The following is a 21,304-nucleotide window of genomic DNA, read 5'->3' as shown; positions in this document are numbered from 1 at the left end:
GCCGGTATCGCAAGGGGCCGCCAACCGACTCTATCACGCGAACGCGCGTCAGGAAGAGGCGAAACGGCACAGAGCCGTCCCCGTCGCTCATGCGATTCCCCGCTGTCCGGAAGTGTTTTTTCAGGGAGCTCGACCGGGCATCGGGCTTGCCGACCACGCATATATTCCCTGCCGCAGATGAGCAAGCGCTCCCGCCCGCGCGGCGGACGCGTTTGCCGCACACCGGCGCGCCGGTGCCCACCGAGGCCATGCTCGACTTCGCGTTACGACACGCTATCTCGCCGCAGACCGAAGCGTTCCTTGAACAGAGTTTCCACGTCGTGGCCAATTCCCGCACCATGCCCCAATCCGCCGCGTTCGCGGCTTCCGGCCGCGTCGCCCTCTCGGCGAGCAGGCGACGGCGGCCAGGATCGTGGACACGGCCCTGTCGCGCCTCGGGTCCATCGACGCCCTGACCAAGGCAAGGGTGCATCTGCTATCGAGCCTGCGGATGTTGCATAAAGGGAATGCCCGGCTGCGTGTAGAAATTCTCCGCCTCCCTCTTATGGATGATATCCAGGCCTTCAAAACGAATCTCCTTGAAATACTCCGCCGCCATGGCCTGCCTGTGAATGCGGCGCATGCGCATGGTGTAGTCGTCGTAAGCTTCGACAAGTTTGTCGCCGTTGCGGTTGAAGTCGATGCCGTTTTCCGAAATGTCGGGATCGGGAATCAATCCCAGCGGTTCGAAGGTCAGCGGGTTCCAGAACGTCAGGCCCTCCTTCGCGGCGATGACCAGGGAATCGCCCTGCGGCGCCAGGGCGAGCGCCCGTGCCCCGGGCGCGTCGAAGGTGTGCAACGGGCGCTGGCTTTTGGCGTCCCAGGCCCTGACGGTATCGTCCTTTGCCCAGGTGTAGATCCTGGCGTCGTCCGGGGAGAAGGCGATCCCTCCCACCGCGCCCGCATGTCCCGTGAGTTGGCCGGTCGGGGTAAAGTTTCCCGTCTCGTACAGAAGAACCGCATCCTCCACGCCGACGGCCAGGGTCCGGCCATCATGGCTGTAGGCCAAATACCCGACACTGTTTTTTTCACCCAGGGAAATGGTGGCGATTTCCTTCAGGGCGTCCATGTCCGCGATTTTGATTACATGCGTGAACTGGCCATTCATTTCCGAATAACACAGGAAGGCGGTCTGGCGTCCGCCCGGGGCGGCGGCGACGCGGTCGCCGAGAGCCTCGACTCCGATTTCGCGCCGGGAACCGGTATTCATGTCGTAGAGGACGGCGAAATCGCCGATCCTCGTGCTCAGGAGTATTCCGGCACCAAGGAATGTAAACTCGCCGTCGTTGTAGGTGTGGCCGATGTCGGGAATCGTCTCCATGCCGTCCGTCCGCGTATCCCAACGCAGCAGGTATTGTGCACCGGTGGCGATGTACGCCACGTCGTCGGCCGGGCTGAAACGAGTGAAGCCCGGGGTTCCGACCAGTTCCGCGTGCTTGTGGAAGAGGTCCCGCCCCGTGTCCCATCGCTCGACGGAGCCGTCGGCATAGCCGATCAGCAAGCCTGCGTCGTCCTCATCGAAGGCCATGGCTGTCGCCTGCGGGGAGACGGTCAGGCGTTGCAAGGGCTTGCCGGAAGCCACATCCCAGATGATGCAGGTCCCTTCGCCGTCCACACCCGCCAGTCTGGCACCCGAAGCGTCCAGGGCAATAGCCGCCGCCGAGGACTTGAGTCCTTGCAGGCGATTGACGACTTCACCGGTTTTCGTAGCCGAAACCGGAATGTAATGGTCGCTGATATGCTGATCGGCATTTCTGATTTTCCGAACGTAGGCGTAGCGGGTTCCGTCTTCGGATAGGGCGACGGACTCGAAAAGCTCGGTTTCCTGATCCCAGGCGGCCATGTTGCGGGGTTTGCCCTGCTTGAACGGATAAAACATCAGCGAGCTGAACCGGATGAGCAGAAAACCATCGCCATCGGGGACGGGCACGAGGCGATCCAGCCAGTCGCCGTCCTTTTCCGCATAGGATGCCAGGACGCGCCCGTCGTTGGCGTCGTGGACAGTTATTTTTTCCTGTATTTCCGACTGATAACTGTCGGCCTGCCAAAGGAGCACGGCGACGTCGTGCGTGGCGAAGCCGTCCACGAGATGAAATTCGGGAATTTTGTTGGATAAAAGTCTGGCCTGGTCGTCGTTGACGTTTTGGACCATGACCGATCCGTCGTCATCCAGGAGGAGGATTTCGCCCTCCGCGATACCAAGGACTTTTTTTTGTGGAGAAGCGATGGTCTGGATGGGCTTGCCGTCCTCCCAAACCACGGCCGCATCGGCCGAGGCGCTGCAAAACAGGCCCGGTTCGTCAGGAAGGAGTTTTCGGATCGCGCCTTGGTGCGGGGTCTGGCTACGCCCCGCCTTCGGGGTTGGCACGGCGAGATTTCGCAGCATCGGTGGGGAGGCGGCCGCGAGGATGTCCCGCCTGGCCGAGAGAAAAATACGTGAATCTTGATTCTCTTTCTCGTTTTCGCGGTGCAGGTTGTCCTCGACCACCTCGCCCTTGAAGTTCACGATGGCCAGACGGCAGCCTAGCCGGGCCAAGAGCCGCTCCTGCCCCAGGAATTTGAGCGGTCGTGTGGCGTCAGGCAGCTTGCCAAGCAATGTTTCGGTGCCGAAATCCCAAATTTCATACCAGTCGTTGCGGCCATTATCACCTTTCCGGAGCAAGGCCTTGCCGCCCCATACGTCGATAAGTTCATAGGAAAGATCAATTTTCTCAAACCACTGGACGATTTCTCCCGTGGCCGGGGCGCACGCGCAAAGGAAGTCAGAGTCGTCGCTTTTCTTGCCGAGGCAATAGATCCGCTTTTCGTCCCCAGCGATGACGGGATGACGCCCTTCGACTTTGATGGGCGGCCTTTTTCCGAAGATGTCGACCAGGGTGAACGAGTCCAGGAATTCCAGGCAAAGCACCTCGGTATCCGCCATGGCCATGGAGGACGGGCTGCGGTCCGGGCGCCCTATTTCCACAGGCGCGGCGTCTTTCGCGTCGAGCGCCAGGCGATACAACACCGAAAACGAATCCGTGCCTTTGTCCCGGGAGACCAGGACGGCCAGGAACGTGCCCTCCGGGTTGATGGCCACCTGCTCCACACGGCCTTGCATCTCGAAGGAACGCAGCAACGTGCCGCTGGCGGCGTCCCAGCAGCGCACCCTGTCGTCGCCGTCGGCGGAATAAATCCGCGCGCCGTCCGGGGAAACGGCCACGTCCAGGTGCCGGGTGAAGCCGGGGGTGCGGCCGGCGAACCGGAATCCGGAGTTGAGGACGACGCCCCGATCGAGCGCCGCGGCGCGGGAACCCTTCTTGAGGTACGTGCCGCGCACCTCGGGGGGCGCGGCCTGGCCCTCGAAACCCAGGGCATAGGCGCCGGTCAGGAACGCATCCATCTCACGCCCCTCGCTTTTGAAACGCTGGGCGCGTTCGAGCAGGGCCTGGCCGAACTGGTGCTTGGCCTCATCCCGTTCGATGGTCAACGCGATCCGCTTGCCGCGCTCCTGGTGCCACCACAGGCCGGTGAACGCGCCGAGGAGGACGAAGGCCAGAAGGGAAAGGACGGCGGTCCTGGCCCAGCGCCGCCGGAGTTCCCGGTCGTTGAGCTGGGCGTATTCGATGCCGAGGATGCCGGCCAGGAGCTTGAGCTTGGCGCAGGTCTTGCCGTCCATGCCCGGCCTGACGTCCGCGGCGATGGGTTCGGCCCGCGCTTCGCTCAATGCGCCGGCTGCGTCCACGACATGCCGGATGGACGGGGGGAAGCATTCCTCTTCCGGGAGCCCTTTGTCCGTGGCGTTCGGTTCGCCGCCGACGATCAGGCACATGATGCGGTCGGCGCGCCCCATTTGCTTGAATTGCCGGATCTCCTCGTTGACCCAGGCCGAGGCCGCCGCGTGGGGCGAACAGATGACCACCATGGAGCGGGAAGCCTTGATCGCCTCGTCGATGTTGTGGCTCAGGTCCGCCGAGCTGGGCAGCTCCTCCCTGTCCCTGAAAATGGGGTAGAGCTTGCGCGGGACCGTACCGGCCGCGGTCTGGCGTCCCCGAAGCTTGCCGGGAACGGTATACGTTTCGAGGCGTTTGTGCAGCCAGTCGCCCCAAGCCTTGTCCTTGTGGCTGTAGCTGATGAAAGCCCAATACTTATATCCGTCGCCGAGATCGTCGAGATCGTGTTTCATGCGCGCTGTCCTGGCTGCGGCACTGGCCGGAAACAGTGCCCTATGCTTAAAAATAGAATCTCTTATTCAATAGAGACAAGATATCGTTCCCATCCCAAGCCATCCACCCCGCGCCGTTCAGAAGCCGAAAGTCCGCCGCAACTGTTCGGCCAGCGCCTCGTCCCCGGCCAGGGCGGCGCATTCCAGGGCCTGGGCATACATGGCATAGGCTTCGTGGGGTTTGACGCCGGACCGTTCGCCGATGGCCGCGGCATACAGGGCGGGCGCGTCCCCTCCCCTGCCAAGGAGAATGCTCGCCTCGGCCTCCGTGGCGGACCGCCATTTGCCTTCCGGCGATTTGGCGCAGTATTCCAGGGCCTGCGCCGCATACTCCCGGGCCTTCGCCGGATTCCCGGCAAAAGCCCAGGACAGAAAGGCGGCATTGATGGCGTGGTAATGGCATTGGGGCCAGTCGCCCGCCGCCAGCGCCTGCGTGAGGCCCGCGCCATAGAGGTCCAGCGCCCGGCGGCCATCCGGTTCGCAACGTTCCGCAAGCCAGCGCCGTTTGATCCGGCCGGCCAAGGTCCCCAGGGCGTCCGTGCCCTTGCGGCCGAAGCGCTCCAGCGCCGCAACGGCTTCCTCCGCCTGCCCGAGCCCTTCCAGGGCCAGGGCGTATTGCACCAGCGCCCCTTCGTCGAGGGCGTCGCCATGGGCGCGAAAGAGGGCAACGGCCCGGTGGAACTCGCGGGATTCCACAGCCAAACGCGCCGCCCCCAGCGGGCCGGCCGGGGCCGCCGCTCCGGTCAGGAATCTTTGAAACACCATGTAGGACAGGTCCTCGCGGCTGTTGGGACGAATCATTTCCAGATGATTTCCCGGAATGACGGCCCGCTGCTCCTGGGGAAAGACATCGATGGAGGACGCCCGGGGCACGAACTCGTCCATGTCGCCGGCCACGGCCAGGAACTTGAACGGCGCCTGCCTGCCGTACGTGGCGTCCCAACGCGTGCGCAGGTCGGCGATGAACGGGCTGTCCTTGGCCATGTCCTTGGTCTGGCGTTTGAAGAAAAGGAAACGGGCCTTTTTGAGGCCGTTGCTCGGAGTGCCGAAGAGGATGATGTGGGAGATGCGGCGGCTGAATTCCGCATCGTCAAGGCAGGCCCGCTGCACGATGAGCCCGCCCATGCTGTGGGCGGCGATGGCCAGGCACCGGGCGTTGCCAAGCGCGGAATAGGCCGCGGTCGTGCGCAGGTAGTCGGCGAGGGTCGCCAGGGACGGCTCGGCGCTCCAGAGCCCCGGCACATTGGGCATGAGGCTTGTGGGGTAGCCGATGGAGAAGATGTCGTATTCCATGAGGGCCGGGTCTGCGCTGACCAGATCGGCGAGGTGGCGCCAAGTCAACCCCAGGTTGCCGGAGAAGCCATGGATGAAAAGCAGCGCTGCCGGCGCTCCTGTCGCCCGAATGGCGTCGATCGACGGATTGAGGCTCGTCTTGGCGGATGCAGCGGACATGGTGCGGAGCTCCTGCAGGGGCTTCGGCATAATGCCTTTGCCTGCGTTTTCCGGTCGAGGCGGTCCGGTTGTCAAGCCAACCGGAAGCGCAACGCGTCAGCCCTTTGCCGGGACCTCGCAGGCCGTGTCCGCCAATGCGCCCCGGCGGACCAGATAGGCCGGAAAGACACCGTAGTGCTTGGCCAGTTCGATGCGCCCCACGTATTCGCAGACGAAATCCTCCACCCCCGAGGCCGTGGCCAGGACCGCGAACGCCTCGCTGGCGTACACCTGCCCTTTCGGCGTGATCGGCTCGAAGCGCGCCGCCCGGCTGATGTGGGTGCCGGTGTAGTTCGCCCGGCCGAGCACCGGGTCCTGGCAACGGTAGACCGGACCGGAGTGCAGCGCGGTCCGGATGCCGAGCCCTTCGGGCAGTCCGAACTCCGGCCATGACGTGCGACTGGCGAACGCCGCCAGTTCCAGGGCGAAGCTCCCTGCCGCGCGCGGGTCGGCAAAGACGCAAAAAAGTCCGTCGCCCCAGGTGTTGCGCATCACCGGCCCGAACCGGTCCGCCAGTTCGGCCACACCGCCCATGAACCGGGTCATGAACGGCGGTATCTGCTCTTCGCGCAGCCGGCTGTAGCCGGCGACATCCGCAAAAAGCATCGTCATGATCTCCGGCTTCAGGCCGCCCGGCAGCGGCGCGCCCGCGCCCGTGTCCCGCGCCGGGGCCACGGGCGCGGGCGAATCCAGGCAGATGCCGGCGACGCGCTGCCGGATCGCCGCCAGGTCGATCACGGCGTACTCCACGCCGGCCTGCTCCCAGCGCCGCACCGCCGCAGCCGGTCCGCCGGGGGAATCGTCGGGCCGGCCGTCCCATAAGGCCAGCGCCACGAGCCGCGAATCGAGCCGTGCAGCGTTGAGGCGGGCCGCGCCAAGCAGGTAGCGCTGCGCGAAATCGAAGTCCTCGCCGCCGCCGACGGGCCAGTCCGAGGCGCAGGCCACGCGGCCGAGGGGTTCCAGGGCGTCATGGACGGCCGCGAACCGCGCGGGCCAATCGCCCGCGCCGCCCCTGTCCACGCATTGCGCGACGAAGTGCTCCCGGTCGAAGGGCAGGACGAGGCGCGCCTCGGCTCCCTGGCGCAGGACGGTCTCCAGGAAAAGGAGGTCCCCGCCGGCGGCCCCGGAGGCGAAACCGAACCCGAGTTCCAGGGCTGCGGTGCTGCTGGCCAGGGCCTCGGCCACGGCCGCGGCCAGGGCCGGGTCGTCGGGAAAGCGTGCGTCCGGCCGCCCCGGGGCATCGAGGCGCTGCCCGCAGAAAAGGACCGTCGCCGGAAGCCGCAACGCGTCCTCGACGACGGACGCGTCGCCGCCGCGGCAGGCCAGCAGCAGGCGCGCGTTGCGCCTTGTGGAATGAATATCCTTCCAGTTGCCCCGGCCAAGCGTGGCCGCCTGGCGATACCACTGCGCCGCCGCGTCGGCATGCCCGAGGACGAGCGCGGCTTCGCCCAGTGTGGCCGTGAGGTAATAGGCCTCGTGGGACGCAGGTGCGGCGGCCATGGCGCGACGGCACAGCGCATCGACCGCGCCGGCCAGGCGTGCGGCCTCGTCGTCCTGACCGAGGAGCACGGCGAGCGTGGCCGCGTTGATGCCGGCGTAATAGCCCTTGTGCTCCCGAAAACTTTGCGCGTAGAGGCGCAGCGCCTCGGCGAGCTGGCTCTTGCGCTCCCTTGCGTCTCCCGCCGCCTGGGCGAGATCCTTGTGCGTCCTGGCCAGGATGCCCAGGGTTTCCGCGTCGCGGTATCCCTCGTTGAGGAGCGTGCGCAGGATGACGTTGGCCCGTCCCGTGGCGCCGAGGTCGGCCAGGACGAGGGCGGCAAGCCGGCGCAGGCCGGGGTCCGTGGGCCACGCGGCCAGGGCCGCATGGATCTTGTCATAGGCCGGCAGGCTTTCGCCGGCCTTGCGCAAGGCCGTGCATTCCCGGATCACGGCATCCGGGCCATCCTGAAAAAGGCATTGTGTCCGCCCGTCCTCGATCTTCGTGAAGCCGTAGCCCAAGGACAGAATGCGCCTGATCGTTTCCGTCGCGGTATTGCGGTCGTAGTATTTTTCGGATTCCGGCAGGTCGGCGTAGGGCACGAGGTCGGGATGCGTCTTCCGCGCGTCGTCGCGTTGCGGACCGTAGGTCCAGCCTTCGCGCATGCGCTGGCTGGCCCAGACGTCGTGGATGTTGCTGGCCAGGGATTCAATGAGGTTTTCGAACTCCGGCGGCAGCGTGGTGGCCGAGTCCATGACGACGGGTCGGTATGGTTTCGTTTCCGGCACGCGGTCCCTCCTCAGCACCGTTGCGGGTCGCCTCTCCTCTCGCACTCCCGAACAGCATATCTCGCTTCGAGTATAATTTGCTAGTATAATTATTTTTCTTAAAAAATACCACTGTATTTTTCAGGGCCGCAACGCGAGTCCGGTGGCGGAATCCGCACCCTGCACTCCCTGTTGTCCACGTGGGCGAGGGTATGGCGGATCGCCGCATCCCGCCAGTCGGGAATGCCGGCGTCCGGCAAAACCTAGCGGCCGTGTCCACAACCGGCTTGCGGTGTGGTGCGACGGTGTTTGCATTTGCTTTTGTACTGGGCATATTGTACCGTTAACCTCGTGATTTTTCAAAGGAGCCGTCGCTGCATCATGACGGCGTGAAGCCGGGATAGCTTTTGCATGCACGCGAGGGCACTTTGGGGGAAGCCATGCCGGACCAACCGGATTTCAAGTATTTCGCCTTCATCAGCTACAGCCACCGCGACAAGAAGTGGGGAGACTGGCTGCACAAGGCCCTTGAGACGTACAAGGTTCCCAAACGGCTTCACGGACACGCGCCCGACGGACAGGCGCTGCCCAAGCGCTTGTTTCCGGTCTTCAGGGACCGCGAAGAACTGCCCACGTCGGCCAGTCTTGGCGCACAGATCACCGACGCCCTCGCCCGCTCCCGCTACCTCATCGTCATCTGTTCTCCCCATGCCGCCCAATCCGTCTGGGTCAACGAGGAGATCAAGACCTTCAAGGCCATGGGCCGGGAGAACCGGATTCTGTCGCTCATCGTGGACGGCGAGCCCAATGCCGCGGACAAGCCGGAAGGCGATGCGGCCGAGTGTTTCCCCCCGGCCCTGCGCTTTCGCCTGGACGCCGCGGGCAATCCTGGCCAGGAGCGCAGCGAGCCCATCGCCGCCGACGCCCGGCCGGGCAAGGACGGCAAAAAAAACGCCCTGCTCAAGCTGGCGGCCGGCCTCCTTGGCGTGAGTTTCGACGATCTCAAGCAGCGAGAGCAGGAACGCCGCGTGCGCCGTCTGATGGCGGCCGGCGCGGTCATGGCCATGCTCATGACGCTCTTCGCCGGCCTGGCCTGGCGGGCCTGGGTTTCCGAGCGCAAAGCGGTGGCGTCGGAGCAGGCGGCGAAAAAGAGTGAAGACGACGCCAAGAGGCGTCTTGCATCGCAGCAACTCGGACTTGCACAGGCAGCGATAGAAGAGTGCCGATGGAGTGATGCCATAATATACTACAAGAAATCATTAGAGCTTGTAGACAGCATGCGCGCAAGAATAGGCGGAGCCTTTGCATTAAGGCACACTATAACTGAAATAACAACACAAAACAGTTCGATACCAAATGCTGGAAGAACATTTTTAAGTAACTCTGGGAAACTCAAGGCGACAATTTCTGGGCAAAATACTATATACCTATGCGATAGACTTGAAAAAAAATGCAACAAAATCGTACTACCCGAAGAGTTTTCACAAGATTCTACAGCAAATAATCTTATAAATACGTTAGTCTTTGGCGGAGAAAAATGGCTTGCCGCGTGTCTATCTAGCAATAAAATAGTAATATGGGATACTATAGACACAACAAATCCACACATCATCCTAAATGAACACGAATACCCTGTAAGGCGCTGGCCAGGAGACGCACAAGGTGTACTTACAGCTTCATTTAGTCAAGACAATAAATTCTTTGCAACAGGTGGCAACGACTCAATTGTACTATGGAGTACAAAAAATTATGACAAAACAAAAATCAATACAAATTCAAAAGTAAATTGCATATCATTCTCTCACAATAATAAATACATAATAGCAGGCCTAGAAGATGGCTTAATAAGCATCAACACAACAACAAATAGTATAATATCACAAGCAAACTACCTTGGCAACATCTCTGCAATAGCGTTTAAGAATGACGATACAGGCATTGTCATAGGAACAACCGCTGGAGAGCTAAAGGAACTCTCAATACCAAATCTCGACTCCGCCACCCACTTAGGGTCTCACAAAAGTCCAATATCACACATTGCAGTAACTAATGATGATAGTTTCATCATTTATTCAGACAACAGCACATCCATGAGACTCCTACATCCGCAGGGAAATATCCCAGATGCTACTATTCATTCTGAAAGCGGTACAGAATCTCTCGTTCTCACAAACAACAACCTCGGAACAGAAATACTATCAAGCGGCAGCAATGGTGAAATAAAGGAATGGACAAACAGCAATTCCACAGCTTTTTTCAAAGAATATGTCGACATATCTGACGCCATACAACAAGAGCCAGTAATTTATAAATACAGAGAAATCATCAAAGATATTCATAGCAAAACAGACAATTACATACCTACAAGTATTTGCGTGCGCAACAACAGCTACAAAGCCAAATACTTCTCAGAGAGATCGAGACTCGTCCGAATAAGCGCTGACGATTCACTAAATTGTGACATCGTCTGCACAGAAAAACCATACATACTTGCAGGCGATTACAACAACAACAACTCTCTTGTGGACTATACAACAGATGAAGAAATACTCAACATTGGCGACATTGCCCACTATCGAGAAGACGGCCTTGCAGCATATTTTCTTGACAACGGGAACAGACTAGCTTTTATCAATACTGATAGTTTTTTAACTATTGTAAACACCAACAACGGAAATAAAGTTGCAACATTCAAGCTACTTGGATTTTACATTGTTCCAACTATAAGCAATCATGGAAAATATATCGCATGGATCGACGACCATTCTACAAATATTACAATAGTTGACGCAATAACTGGAAAACAAATCGACATACGCAATACACGCAACGCTAAGATTAAAGCACTCTCTTTTTCGAACGACGAGAAAAGACTTCTTGTCATATCTGACGATTCAATTCTAAGTTACAATATGGACGATACAAATTTAATAAGAAAAATGAACATCAGTATACACATCAATAATATTGACATAAGCCCAGACGACACCCTTGCCGTCATCGCCTCAGATGATGGTATTTATCTTTATGACATCGAGAATGCAGAATTAATAACCTATTTCCTCCCGCCGGGAGGCATAGACAAAAGAGATGATCCCGTATTTTTTCTGCATGACGGAAGCCTTGCCATTGATATGTTCGACAACAGCTTTGTTCTAGACATCCATCAATTAGAAAGGAGTGTCATCCTCAAAAGCCTTACTGAATATACCGAACTGGGGCTTTCCTACCAACTCGATGATAATGGACTTCCTGTACCCAAGGACAGGGAGGCATTGACTCGAAAACGCCTTGAAGCAGCAAAGGCCGGGCGCATCTGGTGGCGCGAGGACGGAGGCTGGTCCCTTGTGCCGCTTTACGAAAACGAACTGCAGCAGGCCCGGGCCGCAGCGGCGACCCCGGCGAATTAACGCAGGACGCCGACTGGCGTCGCAACTCCCAAGGAGGCACTCATGACCAACGACCAGGGGCGGGCCGCACGGCATGCCGCCCAGGAAGCGCTCACCGCGCAGGTGCACGAGGAAACGCCCATCGAAATCCTGCCCGACGGCCGTATCCAGCGCCTCGGGCAGGACGTCCTGCCGGACAAGGGCAACAAGATCAGGGTGATCGACGAAAAAGGCGAATTCTCCCGGAGCTGAACCATGGATGTGCTCATCTCCGCGGCCGACAAGGCCGCCCTCAAGCAATGCGGCCGCTGGTTCGTCGAACAGGAGAAACTCAAGCATTTCTTCCCGACCTTCCAACTCCTCGGTGGCGGGGGCAGCGTGAGCAAATGCCGGGGCTCCCTCGCCACCAACTGGGACAACACCTATGCCGTCGAACTGAGCCAGCTCGAGGACTTCCCCTACTCCCAGCCCCTCGCCTTCGTCGCCGACATCAAGCCCACGCCGCACATGTATCGCGCCGGCAACATCTGCTACATGAACCCCCAGGCCTGGCACCCGGAACGCTGCACATTGGCGTTCGTCGTCGGGAAAATTGCCATCTATCTCAATAAATACGAGGTCTATATCCGCAATGGACAGTGGCCCGGCGTCGAGGAGTGACGCAAGCGGCGCAACAGCCGCCGCCCTCGGCCGCGTGGAGGCGGCCTTCGACGCCGCCGTCGTCGCGGCCATGCTCCGTTGCGCCGCGGCGCGGCCGGAAGTGGAGGACGGCGGACGCCTGCTCGGTTTCTTGGAACAAGCGCCGGACGCCGCCGGCCCCGTGCGGCTGCGCATCGTCGCCCTGCTGCCGCCCGGGCCGCGCGCCAGGCGCTCGGCCACCATGCTCTTCCAGGACGGCGAATGGCAGGACTGGGTCTTCGACGCCCTGGAGCCCCTCGCCCCGGACGTGCGCTACCTCGGCTCCTTCCACCACCACCTCTCCAACGGCTACGACCGCTTCAGCGAAGGCGACGTCGCGGGCTACCGCGCGTTCCTCGCCGACTATCCGCAACGCTTCAACGCCTTCCTCGGCGTGCTCATGCACCGGCCGTTTGCGGGCGAACCCGGCCGGTTCCACGAATTCCTCACGCGTCATTGCCGCGTGGCCCTGATCACGCCGGATGCCCTTGTCCCCCTCGCCCCGGAACGGATCACGGTCACGCCGGGCGACGCCGCGCAAGGCAAGCTCCTGCGCGACGCCATCGCCGCCCGCACGGGGCGGGACATGCCCTGGCAGCTGCGCCGCGAGCGCGCCCCGTTCCTGGCCGCCCTGCGGGAACACCTCCTGCGTGTCGGCGAGCCCCCGCGCATCACCCTCAACAGCGACCAGGACATCACTTTTACCGCCGGACCCTATGCCGTGGCGCTGCGCACCGCCTTCCCCGGCAAGGTCGCCCTGCGGGCCGAGGGCAAGGAGGCGCTCCTGGACATCGAACACTTCGACCCGAGGACGCTCACGCATGGATTATAGCCGCATCCTGAAGATCCTCAATCCGCAGTCCCTTGGCGACCGCGTCGTCATGGCCGCCGGCTGCGGCTCGGGAAACGCCCTGGCGCTGGCGGAACTGGCCAAAAACGGCGTGACCCGCTTCGAACTCTGGGACCACGACGTCCTCGAGCCGGTCAATCTCGTGCGTCATGTCCTGGGACGCGCGCACCTCGGCCGCAACAAGGCCGAAGCCATGGCCGACTGGATTTACGACCGCAACGAGGAGGCTCGGGTCGCGGCCTATCCCGACAGGATCGAGGACTCGCCGCCCTTTGCCGCCGGCCTTGCGGACAAGGACGCCGCGCGGCTCGTCCTTTGCGGCGTGGACGACATGAACGCCCGCTACCGCATCAACCGCATGTGCGTGGAAAGCGGTACGCCGTTTATCGCGGCCATGGTCTTCCGGCGGGGCATGGGCGGCATGGTGTTCCGCTACGAACCGGGCCGGGGCGGCTGCTTCAACTGCCTGACGGAATTCGCCCGGCAGCACGGCATGACCATCGAGGAGGCGGAATCGGAGCCGACGGGCGCGTCCGACGAACAGGTGTACGGGCTTGGCCTGGACGCCTTCGAGAAAAATCCCGGGCTCAGCATCGACATCGGGTTCATCAGCCTGATCATGGCCCGCGTGGCCCTGGAGGCGCTGTTGCCGGAGGACGGCCGGCGGGATTTCCCGCCGCTTCGCTCCAACCTGATCGCCTTCGCCAACCGCCCGGACCCGGCGCAGGGCATGAAAAAGTTCTTCCAGGCCGAGCATTTCTTCCTGCACCCCCAGGAGGACTGCGTTGTCTGCGGCGTCTGATTCCGGACCGGAAGACGTCGTCCGCATCACCGGCAGCGGCCGCATCGTCAGCGAGGCCTACCGGCCGCCCTCTTTCTGGCGCGGCCTGGGACGCCGGGCGGCGCGCCGGCTTGCCCCGCCGTTTCCACCGGCGCAGGCGCTGCGTATCGCCCTTGCCGCCATCGTCAAGGGCTACGCCATCATTGTCGTCCTCGGCATGTGCATCAACGCCGTGGCCGACGGCCTTTACGCCGGGGTCGCGACCCTGTGGCGGCAATGGGCCGACCATCTGCTCACGGCCTCGGTCACGTTCATCCCGATCTGCCTCAACGACGCCATCAAGCAGCGCATCCCGCGGCATCGCGGCCTGTCCCCAACTTTTTATTTCTTCACCGTCCTTTGCGCCACGGGCTTCGCCGCCCGTCTGGGCCAGGGCGAATTGGACCTCGTGGGGCCGGTTTTTTTTGCCCTGCTTCCCGTGGCCCTGTATCTGTTCTTCCCGAACCGGAGCGGATGAAGGGCATGGACCGGCGCGTTCCTGAAGGAGCATCCGAAGCTGCGGACGGCGTGGAGGTCGTGCGTATCGGCGTCGACGGCGAGGTCGCCGTGGAACGCCTGCGCGGACGCGCCATCCGGGGCAGGCGCTACGCCCTGTCCCTGCCCGGCCTGCTCGCGCTTTGCCTGGGCCATCTGCTGCTCCTTACGGCCGGCGGCGTCGGCTTGACGCAGTGGTATGCCCTGCCGTTGCCGACGTTCGGTCCGGAGCTGCCCGAACTGCTCCAGCGCTACCTGAGAAGTCCGGCCATCGTCTGGCTCGGCTACGGCGTCAGCCCGGCGGCCATGATCGTCTGCCTGTTTCTGTCCGGCGTGGACATGCGGCGCGACCAGGCCTTCAGCATTTTCGCCCTGGCCACCCTGGTCTCCATCGCCCTGGCATCCTGGAAGGCAATCCTACCGCGCCACTGGCTCGGCATCCCGATTTTCTCCGTCGGTCTGTGGATCATCGCGTATACGAACGCCGCGATCTTTGCGGCGAAGCTGCGCAGCCGGCTGGCGCGGAGGCGGCAATGAACCTCCTTGGACGCCGACACGCCGACGGGAACGGGCCCGAACCGGACATCGTCGTCATCGCCAAGGACGGTTCCGTCGGCACCACGGACGGTTCCGATCTGCCCGGCCTGTTGCGACGACGTTTGTCGTGGCGTCGCAGACGCAATAGCCTCGCCATGGCAGGCATCTTTTGCGGCACGTTTACGCTGCTCGTCCTTGCCCACGTCATTTCGGGCTACGCCAACCTGTCTGCGAGAATGGACCTTGCGGAAGCGGCGTTCATCTTGCTCAGCTGCGGTTTCGGGGCCATTCCCAGGACACTGTTCGCCGAGCAGCTGCGCACGGACCGCCGGCAGTTCGCCAAAATGAGTCTGCTTTGCTGGGGCGCGTACCTGCTCGCGGCGCGGCTGGCCTTCTATTGGGTCCTGCCGGAGCTGCGGGACCCGCTCAATCCGGGATTGGTATTTTTCTTCGTCTATGCGGCCGCGTTCGGTTTCCGGTATCTGCTCCGGGGCGGGCAATGGTAGGCGGCGGCTGGCTTGCGTCCGCGCGTGGCGCCGTGCGCGGCGTCGCGAAGCGGCTGGAGGGCGTGCGTGCATTTTTTTGGCCCAAGCGCTCCGCTCGCGGGACCGGCCCGGACGTGGTCGTCATCGCCAAGGACGGCTCCATCGAAACGACCGACGCCGCGACGCATGCCCGTCCCTTGCGGCGCGCCCTGTGGCGTCTGGGCGTCTGGAGCCGCCAGGTCGGGCTCAAGGCGCTGGTCTTGCGTGTCGCGATCATCGAGGCGTGCGTTGTTTTCTCCACCCTCGTCGCCATGGCGCTCGGCTACCTTGCCATGGACGTCGGGCTTGAGGCAAATCGCAGCGAGGGCGTCAAAACGGCCTATATGATTTACCTGTTCGTCTTCGCTTTCATTCCCCCCGTCCTCTTCAGCGAGAAAAGCAAGACGCGGCCTCTGCTGTCCCTTTTTCTTTTTACCCTCACCTGGCTGGCGTTTCTGGCCGCGAGCGCGGTCGGGAGCGGTCTCTTCCTGTCCGAATACGAATCGGTCACGGTGGTAGGTTTCGTTTTTTTTCTTATGTGGTTCGTCATCGCGTTGTTGTCGCTGACCGTGTCCTCTAGGAGATAAGTCCGGAAAAAAATGTCCGCAAGCCTCCTGGGCGATGCCGCTTAGGCCACCTTGCTCGGCATTTTGAGGGGCCGAGCCCTGTGCTGTAAAAGCCAGTCCCCGTTCTCGGCCAGGGCCTCCTTGCCGATCTCCAGCAGCACGTGCCGGCGCAGTCCCGTCTCGCCTTGCCGCGCCGCCTCGGCCATGGCCCGCCCCCCCTGGGCGAACAAAAAAGCCATCTTCTCGTATCGCCTGGAATTTTCCCGATACGCCATGGTTTCGCCATACGCCTTGAGAGCAATGGCCAAGGCGAGCAGCAGCGGGCCGAGCACCATGCAGCCCTGCCCCGCCCAGTCCGGCAGGGGAATGTGCAAAAGCCGGCCCGACTTCCACAGGAGGGTCAGGATGACCCCGGTGACGGTACACACGCCGGCAGCGTTGTTGATGCGCCCGCCGCGCCTGGCGTCGCGCAGGGCCGCGCCGCCGCGCCCGCTCCCGACCGGGCCGGCGAAATAGCGATATTGCCCGTCGATCCAGGCGGTCCTCACCCAGGCGAGCCAGTCGCCCTGCCCCGGCGGACGGTGCGGCGCAAGCGTGGCCGTCAAGCCGCGGATCGCCTGCCGTATCCAGTCCAGATCGCCGCTTTGCCGCCGCATGTAGAAGTCGGCGGCACACTGGCCCAGCCCGCCGGCGCGCCAGAAAAACTGCACGCGAAGCCCCTCGCCGAGGCCGCGGTAATCCAGAAAGCGTTCCTGCCAACGACCACGGCCCGCCCACCAGTAGATTGCGAAGGCGAAAAGGAAGATCGCCAGGCAAAAGCCGTCGAGAAAACCGGCGAGCGCTCCCCATTTGCCCAATTGTATCTGCGCGACGAGCAACAATCCCAGAACGAGCAACGCCCTGAAGGCGAACAGATTCTTGGCTTGATACCTGTTGGCCATGGCGTCGGCTTCGGCGAAACGTTGCGCAAGGGTTTCGAGGTCTTCGGGCAGTTCGCCGGCCGACGGGACCTCGGCCAGGGAAAGGCGGCTGCGCGCGATGGCCCCGGGGTCTTCACGGCGCCGGACGAGGATATCGCGATTGCAGCGGTCGATGTGCCGCAGCATGAAATGCAGGTCGTCACGCCAAACAAAGGCAGGGCCGCCCGGCTGTCCCGGAGCATCGGGGAACAGCCAGCGTATGGCCCCGACCGCCGAAGCCGCGTCGCCAGGGGCATCCCGCCTCGAGGTCTGAATGTGCGCCACGGGGCCGGTTTCGGCAGGGTCCAGCAGGTCGCGCCGGCACAAGCCACGGGGAATCCCGTGCAGGCGATGCCCGACCACCTCGGCGGTGCCGCCGACGCCGCCCGCAAGGCCGTCCCAGAACGCCACCAGGATATGGCAGTGCGTGACGATCTCCGCGCCGACCCGGGCGTATTGCCGCTCCCGATCCGTGGCCGCCATAGCGGTGGAGCCGGGGCCTTCCCGAAACTGCGGCACGACGCGTACCGTCGCCGCTGCATCGAGCAGGGCCGAAAATTCCGTCCGGGACGCTTCCGTGGCGAAATCGCGCCGATACTCCGGAACGGGCAGCGGCAGCACCGCCGCCAGGCGCGTCCCCGGAAAATCCAGGGCGGCCCAGGCGGCGAGGCGGTCCGCGCCTTCGGCCAGGGCGGACAGGACGAGCATCGGGGAAGCGGGATAGTCGCGTCGCAACGATTCCAGAATCCGGGTGAAAGCGGTAGTCAGGGCGTTTCTGTCCGCATCCGGCAGATCCCGATGCCCCGTGACGCCGATCACGAGGGGAATGGGCCCCAGGGAAGGAGGCATGTTCGCGTAGCTGTATGCCGCTTCGGAGGCTGGAAGCGCCCTTTCCCGAGCGGTCATGTCCGCGCCTTCCCCGTGCCTGCCGCGTCGGCATGCGTCACGGCAACGCTTGTGAAAAGAGAACGCGGGATTTGCATATGTCTCTTCCTGCAATTCCGTATCATATCCATCCGATGCACGGCTTGGCCTGCGTCTACAACGCCAGCCCGCGACTTCGCCGGCAATGGGCTTGAGGCGTTCAAGACGGCGACGCCATATTGTCCGGATTCACCACGGCAAGGGCTGCCGCCAACAGACGCTCGCGGGCTTCCTCGACGTCACAGCGGCGTTGCGGTTCCATGCCGTTCACCTCTTCCTGGAGCATGACAAAGGAGCGTTCCGTAAACGCCCTGCGGCATTTCTCCCGCAGGTCGTCGCGGGAGAACGCGAGGCACAGGCATAAATCCTCAAGGGTGCATTGCTTGAGCAATGCGCCGAACTCCTCGTCGGACAGCCCGGTCAGGGCGGTCATTCCGGACAACAGGAAGTCGTGTTCGTCCGCAACGGGTCTTGGGTCGGCCCATGCCTGCGTCAAAATCCGCGCCAGCAATTCCGAATCGTCGCCATCCCCAAGCGCATCCTCCGCGTCGCAGCACTCCCCGGCATACGCCTCCATACGGACGCGGGCGACAAAAGGAATATCCCCTTGCGCCATGGTCCGAAACCCGGCCAACAACATTGCGGCCTTGCGTTCCCACTCGAAACGCATGGTGCGGCTCTTGCGCTCGACGATCTCCGTCAGGACGGACGGATCGTTGAGGGTCGTGAAAAAACGCAGGCCGCTTTCGGTCACGGGGCAGCCCAGGCGGGCATCGTCAGCGAAGGCTTCCAGGGCAAGGGGACCCCGCCTGCGGGCAAAACGATGCAGCGTCAGCAGCGCCTGGACATGGCGCGCGGCCGCCATGCGGGGATCGAGGCGCGGACATGGAGGGTCGTCCTCCCCCAAGGGCAACGCCACGGCCTCGCCGGACGGCGAAATCTCCTCGAGCCTTGCGGCAAGCGCCTGCGTCGTCGCTTCCGGCGCAGCCAGCGCCTCGAAAAAACACCGCGTGCGTTCAAGATAGCCGTCGATGCGCCGCATCAGCCCATCGAACACGGCCTGCCCCCGGGACACGAAAGCAACCGGGTCGATGTCCTCCAGGTACAATCTGGTGAGTGCCTGGCTGTACTCGTCCAAGGAGTCGCAAATCGCTTCAAGAGGCCGCGTGTCGCCCTGGCGCATGACGTGGTGCAAGGGGGACCAGAAACGCACGATTTCCGCAGTGGAAACAGAAAGGACGTCAAAATGCGCGGCATTTTCCGTTGCGGAGGGGTTTTCATCGGGCGCGGCATCCCCTCCTGACGTTGCAGCCAGGAATTTATTCGCCTGCGCTTTGATCCAAGCCGCGACGTTATGATGCAGTTTTCTCGGAATCCCTTTTGCAGCAGCCCTGTTGTCCATGGGCCATGGCCTTGGGTGCACAGCGACGTCGCCCTCACCCGGAAAGTGCGGCGGATGCATCAGTCCGCTGTAACAGGCGTAGGCAACGGCGCGCTTGAAGCGCAAGAGCGCAGCGTCCGTCTCCGAAGCCAAGGGGTGTGGCCTGAAGCCTGTTCGCCACGCGTGGAGCAGGGCTTCAACCAACGGGAGACGAAAGCGATTGTGGTGGTCTCCGATGCGCCTGCCTGCCAGGGGGGAGGCGGCGAACAGGCACAAGGCCCCATCCGGGCCAGGACCTTGGCAGCATGGCCCTCGCTCCAGGCCTTTACCTGCTCGGCGTGCCAATCCCGGGCAACAACCTCGAAGGGATTCGCGTCTGCGGCAGCCTGGGCCTCGGCAACAGCCTTTTCGTCCTGCCGTGCTTTGCCTGGATCCATGCCGTTGGCGATGAGCTTGCGGGCTTCGTCGCGGCGCTCCCGGGCATCCCTGAGCGACACGTCAGGATAGACACCCAGGGAAAGCATGTTCTCCTTTCCCCGGAACGTGTAGCGGAACCGCCAACGCTTGCCACCCTTGTGACTGACCTCAAGGTACAGGCCGCGCTCATCGCGGTAACGGACAATCCTGGGACTGGGCTTAATGTTTCGGACGGCAACGTCTGTCAGAGGCATCCGAGTAACCTCCTGTCTGGAACGGGTAGTCCGCCGATAGAGGCTGAACGCGGGATTTACCCCAGTTACCCGTGTTTACCATGTCCAGAAAAGCAGTGACCCGGATAGCTACCCAGCGGTTACACGGATGTCAACGGACGCAAATGACTAAGCCGGACTATCTCTAGCCCGGCTTAGTTAATGTTTCCAATGATTTTTTGTCCTTGTTGGACCTTCCTGGACTATGAATTGGTGCCGAAGGGGGACTCAGCACCCTCGGACCACACAGCAAGATGCAACAGTCTGATATATTTAGACTTCAAAAATAGTTGATTAGAATTCTCTCTGATTTCGACCTATCAGTTTGCCCCTCTTCCGACAAGGGTAAAATTGTCACAACATGGCGGTTAGAGTCCCCATGAGTTCTGGCTGGTTGGACAGATTTGCGACAAAGTTACGCATAGCCCAGCTTCTTTTTATACCGTTGAGGCTCTTCAGACAGGCGGTCTCTCCCTCGAGTACCTTCCTAGAACCTACGTAACGGTTAATCAGCACGAAAATCTCCTGGGACTTTTGCCCGTTAGTAGAGGTTTACACAGTTCTCGTTACAGGCCCGGAGCTATACTTGCTCGGAGCGGGCCAACGGCCCTGGTGACATAACACTCAGGCACAGGAGCAACCATCCCGGTGATGAACACCAAGGAGATCAGGATGCTCACGAGTCTGTTACCCTTGCGCATGTCCCTTGCCTCAATCCATGATCATGAGGTTTACCAGATTAGACGGCCAAAAACGGCCTGGCAATGAAGTATGCCCCGAGCAGTCCGATTAATGCCCCTGCGCTCTTTCGAAACCAAACACCACCGTGGCGCATGGCTCCATTTTCAAGCCAACGCTGTACGAACGCTGTGGAACTTCCGGCCGCAACAATGGGCAGGCAGTGGCCGATTGCGAAGAGCACGATAAGGACAACCCCGGTGAGGATTTTTTCTTGAATGGTGATGATGGCCAAAATGGGTGCGATAAAGCCGAACGTGCATGAACCGGAGAGCACGCCATAGGCCAAGCCGAGGAGAAAGGCGCCGCCGATTCCTTTGACTTTGAGCTTTCCCATCATGCCGCCCGAAACCGAACATTTGGCCACTCCCATCATGTCCATGGCGACCCAAAGGAGGATCGCGCCCACAAGGATCGTCCAGTACGGGCCGACATCACCAAGCATGCGCCCCAGTGTTGATCAGCATGGAATATTGACCCCTCTTTGGATGAAATCAGCGTCCAAAATTGACCCCCTCGGCAGCCCCCTTAGATGTCTTCGATCATCGGAGACGGGAGGGGCAGCGAGAGGAGATGCTGATAGTGGAAACGATCAGGAAGGTCCGGCTGGCCACGATGCGGCAAGAAAAGCCGATCAAGCAGATTGCCAGGGAACTGCGTCTTTCCAAAAACACGGTACGGAAAATCCTGCGAGGCGACCTGACAGAACTGCATTACGAGCGTCGTGTGCAGCCACGTCCTATGCTTGGAGCATTTATTGTGTCCCTGGAACGTCG

At 61.9% G+C, this 21,304-nt stretch carries 15 protein-coding genes and 2 pseudogenes; 10 read left to right on the top strand and 7 right to left on the bottom strand.

The window, feature by feature from the left end; all coding sequences use genetic code 11:
• Positions 1-475: 475 nt before the first annotated feature.
• From Q368_RS23940 to Q368_RS25775, 3 genes are all read right to left on the bottom strand, one after another.
• Positions 476-4,204, bottom strand: coding sequence for a TIR domain-containing protein (locus Q368_RS23940; protein WP_029459753.1), 3,729 nt, complete (start codon positions 4,202-4,204; stop codon positions 476-478).
• A gap of 117 nt (positions 4,205-4,321) precedes the next feature.
• Positions 4,322-5,695, bottom strand: coding sequence for a tetratricopeptide repeat-containing protein (locus Q368_RS0114360; protein ID WP_162179650.1), 1,374 nt, complete (start codon positions 5,693-5,695; stop codon positions 4,322-4,324).
• Positions 5,696-5,791: 96 nt separating this feature from the next.
• Positions 5,792-7,999 carry a RyR domain-containing protein gene (locus Q368_RS25775; RefSeq protein WP_156955742.1) on the bottom strand — a complete coding sequence of 736 codons (2,208 nt, stop codon included), beginning with the start codon at positions 7,997-7,999 and terminating at the stop codon, positions 5,792-5,794.
• 419 nt (positions 8,000-8,418) lie between these two features.
• Here Q368_RS25775 and Q368_RS24735 point away from each other — a divergent pair, with 419 nt between their 5' ends.
• Genes Q368_RS24735 through Q368_RS0114305 form a run of 9 tightly spaced genes read left to right on the top strand, consistent with a single transcriptional unit; the run spans position 8,419 to position 15,858 of the window.
• A complete protein-coding gene (locus Q368_RS24735; protein WP_084158809.1) occupies positions 8,419-11,388 on the top strand; it encodes a toll/interleukin-1 receptor domain-containing protein in 2,970 nt (989 codons plus the stop codon).
• A gap of 42 nt (positions 11,389-11,430) precedes the next feature.
• Positions 11,431-11,619 (top strand): hypothetical protein, encoded by a 189-nt coding sequence (locus Q368_RS0114340; protein WP_029459748.1) that lies wholly within the window; start codon positions 11,431-11,433, stop codon positions 11,617-11,619.
• Positions 11,620-11,622: 3 nt separating this feature from the next.
• Complete coding sequence (locus tag Q368_RS0114335; RefSeq protein WP_029459747.1) at positions 11,623-12,027, top strand: type II CBASS E2 protein; 405 nt, start codon at positions 11,623-11,625, stop codon at positions 12,025-12,027.
• Positions 11,999-12,877, top strand: coding sequence for a hypothetical protein (locus Q368_RS26465; protein WP_162179649.1), 879 nt, complete (start codon positions 11,999-12,001; stop codon positions 12,875-12,877). The genes Q368_RS0114335 and Q368_RS26465 overlap by 29 nt, the downstream gene beginning before the upstream one ends.
• On the top strand, positions 12,867-13,697 hold the full coding sequence (locus Q368_RS0114325; RefSeq protein WP_029459745.1) for a HesA/MoeB/ThiF family protein: 831 nt from the start codon (positions 12,867-12,869) through the stop codon (positions 13,695-13,697). Before Q368_RS26465 ends, Q368_RS0114325 begins: the two co-directional genes overlap by 11 nt.
• Positions 13,681-14,193: a hypothetical protein gene (locus Q368_RS0114320; RefSeq protein WP_029459744.1), complete on the top strand. Its 513-nt coding sequence runs from the start codon at positions 13,681-13,683 to the stop codon at positions 14,191-14,193. The genes Q368_RS0114325 and Q368_RS0114320 overlap by 17 nt, the downstream gene beginning before the upstream one ends.
• Positions 14,194-14,198: 5 nt before the next feature.
• Positions 14,199-14,747: a hypothetical protein gene (locus Q368_RS0114315; protein ID WP_156955741.1), complete on the top strand. Its 549-nt coding sequence runs from the start codon at positions 14,199-14,201 to the stop codon at positions 14,745-14,747.
• Complete coding sequence (locus Q368_RS0114310) at positions 14,744-15,253, top strand: DUF1129 domain-containing protein (protein ID WP_029459742.1); 510 nt, start codon at positions 14,744-14,746, stop codon at positions 15,251-15,253. The genes Q368_RS0114315 and Q368_RS0114310 overlap by 4 nt, the downstream gene beginning before the upstream one ends.
• Entirely contained in the window at positions 15,247-15,858 is a 612-nt protein-coding gene (locus Q368_RS0114305) for a hypothetical protein (protein WP_029459741.1), read from the top strand. The genes Q368_RS0114310 and Q368_RS0114305 overlap by 7 nt, the downstream gene beginning before the upstream one ends.
• Positions 15,859-15,899: 41 nt before the next feature.
• Here Q368_RS0114305 and Q368_RS0114300 read toward each other — a convergent pair whose 3' ends face one another.
• The 4 genes and pseudogenes from Q368_RS0114300 to Q368_RS23225 form a co-directional block, all read right to left on the bottom strand.
• Positions 15,900-17,702 (bottom strand): hypothetical protein, encoded by a 1,803-nt coding sequence (locus Q368_RS0114300; RefSeq protein WP_029459740.1) that lies wholly within the window; start codon positions 17,700-17,702, stop codon positions 15,900-15,902.
• Positions 17,703-17,880: 178 nt separating this feature from the next.
• Positions 17,881-19,122, bottom strand: a complete 1,242-nt coding sequence (locus Q368_RS0114295; protein ID WP_162179648.1) for a FliG C-terminal domain-containing protein — start codon at positions 19,120-19,122, stop codon at positions 17,881-17,883.
• 59 nt (positions 19,123-19,181) lie between these two features.
• A complete protein-coding gene (locus Q368_RS0114290; protein WP_052360173.1) occupies positions 19,182-19,772 on the bottom strand; it encodes an Arm DNA-binding domain-containing protein in 591 nt (196 codons plus the stop codon).
• Positions 19,773-20,529: 757 nt separating this feature from the next.
• Positions 20,530-20,982 (bottom strand): annotated as a pseudogene (locus tag Q368_RS23225) (cytochrome c biogenesis CcdA family protein); the annotation flags it as partial.
• Between the two features lie 119 nt (positions 20,983-21,101).
• On the opposite strand from Q368_RS23225, the pseudogene Q368_RS25770 reads away from it, so the two are divergent.
• Positions 21,102-21,304 (top strand): annotated as a pseudogene (locus Q368_RS25770) (IS21 family transposase); the annotation flags it as partial.

It is taken from the genome of Solidesulfovibrio alcoholivorans DSM 5433, from assembly GCF_000702665.1.
In the GTDB taxonomy this organism is placed as follows: Bacteria; Desulfobacterota; Desulfovibrionia; order Desulfovibrionales; family Desulfovibrionaceae; genus Solidesulfovibrio; species Solidesulfovibrio alcoholivorans.
This window is presented reverse-complemented; position numbering and strand designations above follow the sequence as displayed.